General features: G+C 69.8%; 7 protein-coding genes. 3 read left to right on the top strand and 4 right to left on the bottom strand.

Features of this window, described 5'->3' with window-relative positions:
• Together sepH and serC are read right to left on the bottom strand one after the other, a co-directional pair.
• A partial coding sequence (gene sepH / locus ON29_RS25660) for a septation protein SepH (protein ID WP_040870246.1) occupies positions 1 to 636 on the bottom strand: 636 nt, incomplete at its 3' end.
• Between the two features lie 210 nt (positions 637 to 846).
• Positions 847 to 1,971: a phosphoserine transaminase gene (serC, locus tag ON29_RS25655; protein WP_040870224.1), complete on the bottom strand. Its 1,125-nt coding sequence runs from the start codon at positions 1,969 to 1,971 to the stop codon at positions 847 to 849.
• Positions 1,972 to 2,035: 64 nt separating this feature from the next.
• Between serC and ON29_RS25650 the strand changes: the two genes are divergently transcribed.
• Positions 2,036 to 2,674, top strand: coding sequence for a hypothetical protein (locus tag ON29_RS25650; protein ID WP_040870223.1), 639 nt, complete (start codon positions 2,036 to 2,038; stop codon positions 2,672 to 2,674).
• A 24-nt stretch (positions 2,675 to 2,698) separates the two neighbouring features.
• Here the strand turns inward: ON29_RS25650 and ON29_RS25645 are convergent, their stop codons facing one another.
• Together ON29_RS25645 and ON29_RS25640 are read right to left on the bottom strand one after the other, a co-directional pair.
• Positions 2,699 to 3,571 (bottom strand): polysaccharide deacetylase family protein, encoded by an 873-nt coding sequence (locus ON29_RS25645; RefSeq protein WP_245549110.1) that lies wholly within the window; start codon positions 3,569 to 3,571, stop codon positions 2,699 to 2,701.
• A gap of 108 nt (positions 3,572 to 3,679) precedes the next feature.
• A complete protein-coding gene (locus ON29_RS25640; RefSeq protein WP_040870221.1) occupies positions 3,680 to 4,828 on the bottom strand; it encodes a citrate synthase 2 in 1,149 nt (382 codons plus the stop codon).
• Between the two features lie 121 nt (positions 4,829 to 4,949).
• Here ON29_RS25640 and pdxH point away from each other — a divergent pair, with 121 nt between their 5' ends.
• Positions 4,950 to 5,642, top strand: a complete 693-nt coding sequence (gene pdxH / locus ON29_RS25635; protein WP_040870220.1) for a pyridoxamine 5'-phosphate oxidase — start codon at positions 4,950 to 4,952, stop codon at positions 5,640 to 5,642.
• Between the two features lie 68 nt (positions 5,643 to 5,710).
• On the top strand, positions 5,711 to 6,991 hold the full coding sequence (locus ON29_RS25630; protein ID WP_040870218.1) for an MFS transporter: 1,281 nt from the start codon (positions 5,711 to 5,713) through the stop codon (positions 6,989 to 6,991).
• Positions 6,992 to 7,155 lie beyond the last annotated feature (164 nt).

Genomic DNA, 7,155 nt, shown 5'->3' with positions numbered 1-7,155 from the left:
CGGGGCCGGTTCGGGTTCGGGAGGCACGATCGTCGCCAGCCCGCGCAGCGCGCGCCCGAAATCCGGATCGATCAGATCGGAGGCCGGATCGTCGAGCGGTGAGACCGAGCCGCCGTGCGCGTCCGGCTGGTAACGCCAGTGCGCGGCGATCTCGGAACGCCCGTTCTGCCACTGCAACTGAGCGACCCAGTAGCCCTTCTCGTCCTTCCAGGCATCCCATTCGGCGCCCTCGATGTTGTGTCCGCGCGCGGTGAACGCGGCGGTGACCACATCGATGAGGGTGTCCACGGCGGGACCGTCGGGACGGACCGGGTGGGCCTTCTGGGCGAGTTCGGCGGCGCGGGCTCGCTCCAGCAGGACCGGATAGGCGAATCGCTCGACGCGACTGGCCGGCATTCCGGATTCTTCGGTGACCTGATCTACGGAGGCCCCTGCGCGAATACGGGCCTGGATATCGCGGGGACGCATAGTTGCTTCCATTTCGATCTCAATCTGGCCGAATCGGGCAAGGTCTCCGCGCGCGGCGGCTCGCAGTTTGTCGTCGGCGGGCAGCCGGAACTTCTGACCGGACTCGGTGTCGATACACACGATGTGCGTGGAGTCGGGCGTCACCCCGATCACTCGAAGTTCACGCACCGTTACCTCCTTATCGCGTCGACTCGCGACACCGCCCACTTTCCGAAACAGTAGTGCACATCTGAGATTCATGGGGCAGGACACGCGGCACGGAAATCTCCGGAGAGACGTCCGCGCCCCGCTAATCTGCTCTGTTTGCTCCGCTGCGCCTAATTCTGCGGCGTGTCGATCCCGGGCGTGTTGCGGCCGTCGGATCCGATTACGCGGCGCTCAGCCGAGATTCTGCACGACCCAGTCGATGGCGCGGGTCAGCTGGCTGACGTCGTCCGGATCGATCGCCGGGAACATGCCGATGCGCAGCTGGTTCCGGCCCAGTTTGCGGTACGGCTCGGTGTCCACGATGCCGTTGGCGCGCAGAATCTTCGCCACCGCGGCCGCGTCGACCGAATCGGCGAAATCGATGGTGCCGACCACCTGCGAGCGGTGCGCCGGGTCCGTGACATAGGGAGTGGCGTACTCGCTCGACTCGGCCCAGGAGTACAGCCGCGACGACGAGTCCAGCGTGCGCTTGACCGCCCAGTCCAGCCCGCCGTTGCCGTTGAGCCATTCGATCTGGTCGGCGAACAGCAGCAGGGTGCCCAGCGCGGGGGTGTTGTAGGTCTGGTCCTTGGTGCTGTTGTCGATCGCGATCGGCAGCGACAGGAAATCGGGCGTCCAGCGGCCCGACGCCTTGATCTCCTCCACCCGGGCCAGCGCCGCCGGGCTCATCAGCGCGACCCACAGGCCACCGTCGGAGGCGAAGCACTTCTGCGGGGCGAAGTAGTAGACGTCGGCGTCGGTGATGGTCACCGGGAGGCCGCCCGCGCCGGAGGTGGCGTCGATGGCGACGAGCGCGTGGTCCGAGCCCGCCGGACGCCGGACCGGGATGGAGACACCGGTCGAGGTCTCGTTGTGCGCCCAGCCGATCAGGTCCGCCGACGGGTCCGACACCGGCTCCGGCGCACTGCCGGGCTCGGACGAGACCACGATCGGATCGCCGATGAACGGGTTGCCCTTGGTCACCGCGGCGAACTTCGAGCTGAACTCACCGTTGGTCAGGTGCAGGGAACGCTCCCGGACCAGACCGAACGCGGCGGCGTCCCAGAACGCGGTGGTGCCGCCGTTGCCGAGCACGACCTCGTAGCCGTCCGGCAGGCCGAACAGCTCGCGCAAGCCCGAGCGCACGCGCGCCACCACGTCCTTGACCGGTTTCTGCCGATGCGAGGTTCCGAACACCGAGGCGCCGACGTTCACCAGCGACTGCAGCTGCTCCGGGCGCACCTTGGAGGGGCCGCAACCGAACCGTCCGTCGGCGGGCTTGAGATCGTCGGGAATGGTCGGAAACGCAGAGGTCATGGCGAACAGGGTAGTCGGTGGTATCGCTGTGGCGACGCCCACACTCCGGCTAACGTAAGCGCCCATGAGCATGGCGTCAGCTAACTCGGGGTGGCGACTGCGCGAGCGGGCACGGAACTTCCGGCTGCGCGGTGCGACGGTCTCGGACGCGATGCGGCGGGAGTTGCTGATCCGCGGGGAGTCGGGGACCGCGACGATCCTCGGCGTGCGTCCGCGGCGCACCGAACCGGGGCACGTGTTCTGGGTGCGGGTGCAGCTGGCGGGGGAATTCCCCTACGAGAGCAGGGTGCGGCAACGGGTGGCCGACGCGGATCTGGAATGGATGCGGGCGGGCGACGTCGTGTGCTGCCGGGTCGACCCGCGCGACCGCGACCGCCTCGTGCTGTACGTGCCCGACCTGGAGGAATCCGGCCGGGCGAGCATCGCGAAGATTCTCGCCGACGGCCGCCGCGCCGACGCCACCGTGCTCGCCGCCGCGCCGGTCGCGGCCGACTACTCCGGTCGCGACGACCCGGTGCTGCGTCTGGACCTCGAACTGCGCGCCTGGGACGAGGCCAAACCGTGGCGGGTGCGGCTGGTCCAGCCGGTGCCGTTGAACGCCATCCGTCTCGTCGACCTGGGCCAGCATCTGGAGGTCGCCTTCTTCGAGGTCGACCACGGCGAAACGGTCGCCGTCGACTGGACCGCGTCGCTCGAGGAGTGAACCGCGGGCGAATCGGCCGAGCGGCTACAGGTGCACGAAGGTGAAACCCATCGCGCGGATCTTCGGCAGCGCCGCGGCCATGCCCGCCGCGGTTCCCGAATGCGGCCGGTGCATATGGGCCAGCGCAATAGCGCCCGGGGCGGCGGCATTCATCGCCGTTTGCACTTTGGCGGCAGGCGCGGTCGCGCCGAAATCGGCGTTGATACCGAAACCGACCGGAGTTTCGCCCAATTCGTTGACGATGGACACCGCGACATCGTCGTAATGCGCGGTGCCCGCGCGGAAGAATCGCGGCGGCGCGCCGGTCAGCGCGGTCAGCAACTCGTGGTTGGCCCACACTTCGTCGGCGGCCTCCCGCGCCGACCCGGTGCCCGCGATGCCATAGGCTTCGCGGCCGTTCACCGAGAGCGGTTTGTGCGCGACGCCGTGATTGGCCAGTTCGAACAGCGAATTCGCCGCCAACTGCGCGGCACGCGCACGGTTGGCATCGATCCAGCGCTTGTTGAGGAACAGGGTCGCGGGAATCCGCTCGGTGATCAGGAAGTTCACCAGCGACTCATCGATGTCGTTGTTGCCCGGGCCGCCGCAGGCGTCGAATGTGAGCGCCATCTGTTTGCCGACGGCCGGGAAAGTGCTTGTGATTCCCGCCATATCGATGCCCCACCGCTGGGGCCGGATACCGGCGTATCGGGCGGCGACGGTGGCCGGCGGTCCGGCTGCCGGAGCTGCCGAGACCGGGGCGGCCCGCACCCCCGCGGCGGGGCTCGGCGCGGCCGACACGCGCGCCTGTGCGTAAGCCGTGTTCTGCGTGGCGCCGCACCCGGTGGCGGCGAATACTGCGGCCAGCGCGGCGCCGACGCCGAGCATCCCCCGCCTCGATATTCCTCTGTCCTGCATCCCTCTGGTCCTCTGGCTCCCCCGGATGCCACGTGAGCCGGAGGTGACCGCGGCGCAACGTCTTCCGCGGTCACGCCCGGCTCGCGGCCGCGCGTTCGTGGTCTTCGGCTACGTGTGCGCGATCGTCGCCCAGCCCGCGACCTCTTCGGGCTTGCGGGGGCCAGGGCCGGTGTAGATGGCCGCCGGGCGCACCAGCTTGCCCAGCTGCTTCTGCTCCAGGATGTGCGCGCACCAGCCCGCGGTGCGGCCACAGGTGAACATGGCGGGCATCATGTGCGCGGGCACCTCGGCGAAGTCCAGGATCACCGCGGCCCAGAACTCCACGTTGGTCTCGATGGCGCGGTCCGGACGACGCTCGCGCAGCTCCGCCAGGGCGGCCTGCTCGAGCGCGGCGGCGACCTCGTAGCGCGGCGCGGCCAGCCGCTTCGCGGTGGCGCGCAGGACTCGGGCGCGCGGGTCCTCGGCCCGGTAGACCCGGTGACCGAAGCCCATCAGCTTCTCCTTGCGGTCCAGGATGCCCTTGACCAGCGCTCGCGCGTCGCCGGTCCGCTCGACCTCCTCGATCATCGGCAGCACGCGCGCGGGCGCGCCGCCGTGCAGCGGACCGGACATGGCGCCGATCGCGCCGGACAGCGCGGCCGCGACGTCGGCGCCGGTCGAGGCGATCACCCGGGAGGTGAAGGTGGAGGCGTTCATGCCGTGCTCGGCGGCGGAGACCCAGTAGGCGTCGATGGCCTCGGTGTGGCGCGGGTCGGGGTCACCCTTCCAGCGGGTCATGAAACGCTCGGTGACCGTGGTGCACTCATCGATCTTCTTCTGCGGGACCGCGGGCTGGTAGATGCCGCGCGCGGACTGCGCGACGTAGGACAGCGCCATGACCGAGGCCCTGGCGAGGTTCTCGCGGGCGGTCTCGTCGTCGATGTCCAGCAGGGGCTGGTAGCCCCAGATCGGCGCGAGCATGGCCAGCCCGGCCTGCACGTCGACGCGCACGTCGCCGGTGTGCACCGGGAGCGGGAAGGGTTCGGCGGGCGGCAGGCCGCGCCCGAACGATCCGTCGACCAGCAGCGCCCACACGTCACCGAAGGTCACCCGGCCTTCGACGAGGTCCTCGATGTCGACGCCGCGGTAGCGCAGCGCGCCGCCGTCTTTGTCGGGTTCGGCGATGTCGGTGGTGAACGCCACCACGCCCTCGAGGCCACTGACGAAATCACTGGGGACGGTGGCCTGCCCACCGGAAACCGCGGGGCTGGTAGTCATGTCACGACTCTCCTTGCACTTGGTTCACACGTTCTCGCCGATGGGAAGATGTCGGATTTGACGAGCACATGCCGATCATCAAAACCTTAGCTCGCTGCTACCGGGGAGTAACGTCTGGCCCATGCGTGACCTGGACACTTCATCGGATCTGGCGGCCATGCGGGTCGACTACGGCGGCCTTCCGCACGGCGGCAACGACGACGTCGACCTGGACGAGACCTGGCTCGCCGGTGGCTGGGAGCCGCTGCTGCGGCACTGGATCGAACAGGCCACCGCGGTGGGCATCGCCGAACCCAACGCCATGGTGCTGGCCACGGTGTCGGTGGCCGACGGCACACCCCGGCCGGTCGCGCGGACCGTGCTGTGTAAAGGGCTCTCGCCGGAGGGTGTGATCTTCTACACCAATTACGACTCCGCCAAGGGCGCTCAGCTGACCGCCGTGCCGTACGCCGCGGTCACCTTCGTCTGGCCCGCGCTGGGCAGGCAGGTGCATCTGCGCGGCGCGGTCGAGCGCGTCCCCGCCGAGACGACGGCGGCGTACTGGCGTTCCAGGCCGCGGGACTCGCAGCTGGGCGCCTGGGCGTCGCGCCAGTCCCAGCCGATCGGCTCGCGGGCCGAACTGGATCGCACGCTGGCCGAGGCGACCGCGCGGTTCGCCGATGTCGACGAGATCCCCGTACCGCCGCACTGGGGCGGCTTCCTGGTGCGGCCCGACGAGGTCGAGTTCTGGCAAGGACGGCGCGGCAGGCTGCACAACCGCATCCGGGTGCGGATCGAGGACGGGACGACCACGGTCGAGCGCTTGCAACCCTGACGTATTCCCTGCCCGCCCGTGACAATTCTCGCGTCGAACCGGTCGCGACGACTGCGTACGCTGCGGCGGTGAAACTGCTCGCCGACATCACTCCGCTGCGAAATCCGGACTACCGACGCCTGTGGAGTTCGGGCATCGTCACCATGATCGGCGCGCAGCTGTCGGTGGTCGCGGTGCCGCAGCAGATCTTCCAGATCACCGGCAGTTCCGGCTACGTCGGACTGGCCGGGCTGTTCGGCTTGGTGCCGCTGATCGTGTTCGGCCTGTGGGGCGGCGCCCTCGCCGACGTACTGGACCGGCGCAGACTCCTGCTGATCACGAATTCGGGCACCGGGCTCACGGCGCTGGCCTTCTGGCTGCAAGCGGCGGCCGGGGTGCAGAACGTGTGGCTCGTGCTCGGCCTGTTCGCCGTGCAGCAGGCGTTCTTCGCGGTGAACCAGCCCACCCGCAGCGCCACCATTCCCCGCCTGCTGCCGGAAGACCAACTGGCCGCCGCGAATTCGCTGAACATGACGGTGATGCAGTTCGGCGCCATCGCCGGGCCGGTGCTGGCCGGTGCGCTCATCCCCGCGGTCGGCCTCGCCACGCTCTACCTGATCGACGCCGTCGCGCTGCTGGCCACCCTGTGGGCGGTGTGGCGGCTGCCCGCGCTGCCGCCGACCGGGACGGCGCGCCGCGCCGGATTCCGCACGGTGCTCGACGGTTTCGGCTACCTCGCCACGCAGCGGGTGCTGCTCGCGTCGTTCGCGGTGGACGTGATCGCCATGGTGTTCGGCATGCCGCGTGCGCTGTTCCCGCAGATCGCGCACGAGACCTTCGGCGACCCGGCGACCGGGGGTGTCGCACTCGGCCTGCTGTTCGCCTCGATGTCGGCGGGCGCGGTGCTCGGCGGGGTGTTCTCCGGCTGGATCCCGCGTATCCGCAGGCAGGGCCTCGCCGTGCTGGTGTGCATCGTGCTGTGGGGGCTGGCCATGGTCGGCTTCGGCCTCGCCGTCGGATTCACCGGCCGCGGCCTCGCCCTCGGCGCGGGCTTGTGGATCGCGCTGGCCTGCTCGGCCTTCGGCGGCGCGGTGGACATGGTCTCGGCCGCGCTGCGGGTCACGATGCTGCAGACGGTGGCAACCGACGATCTGCGTGGGCGGTTGCAAGGGGTGTTCACCGTGGTCGTCGCGGGTGGGCCGCGCATCGGTGATGTTGCCCACGGTTTCGCGGCGGCGAGCCTGGGTACCGCTGTGGCCGCCGCCGGTGGAGGCACGCTCGTGGTGGTGGGCGTGGTGCTCGCGGCGGTCGCGTTTCCGGCTTTCACGCGTTACCGTGTCGGGCGCGCTCACGCCGAAATCGCCGTGTGACGTGCACCGCGATCGCTCCGCTCCGTGCCTGCGGGACCTCACCGCGCCGGGATGTGTTTGTGAGCCGCCGCAGGACTACCCTCCGGTATTGTCCGCGTCGGTGAACGGCTAGCGTTGAGGCAAGCGCATCGTGTGCCGACCGCGCCGGTGCCTGTGGTTCTAGC

The sequence above is a fragment of the Nocardia exalbida NBRC 100660 genome, from assembly GCF_000308575.1.
Lineage (GTDB): Bacteria > Actinomycetota > Actinomycetes > Mycobacteriales > Mycobacteriaceae > Nocardia > Nocardia exalbida.
Note: the sequence above shows the minus strand (reverse complement) of the source record. Positions and strands in the feature narration are given on the sequence as shown.

Bases quoted from the DNA above. Each gene is read 5' to 3' on its own strand.
- serC (WP_040870224.1), bottom strand. From the start codon at position 1,971: ATGACCTCTGCGTTTCCGACCATTCCCGACGATCTCAAGCCCGCCGAC.
- ON29_RS25650 (WP_040870223.1), top strand. From the start codon at position 2,036: ATGAGCATGGCGTCAGCTAACTCGGGGTGGCGACTGCGCGAGCGGGCA.
- ON29_RS25645 (WP_245549110.1), bottom strand. From the start codon at position 3,571: ATGCAGGACAGAGGAATATCGAGGCGGGGGATGCTCGGCGTCGGCGCC.
- ON29_RS25640 (WP_040870221.1), bottom strand. From the start codon at position 4,828: ATGACTACCAGCCCCGCGGTTTCCGGTGGGCAGGCCACCGTCCCCAGT.
- pdxH (WP_040870220.1), top strand. From the start codon at position 4,950: ATGCGTGACCTGGACACTTCATCGGATCTGGCGGCCATGCGGGTCGAC.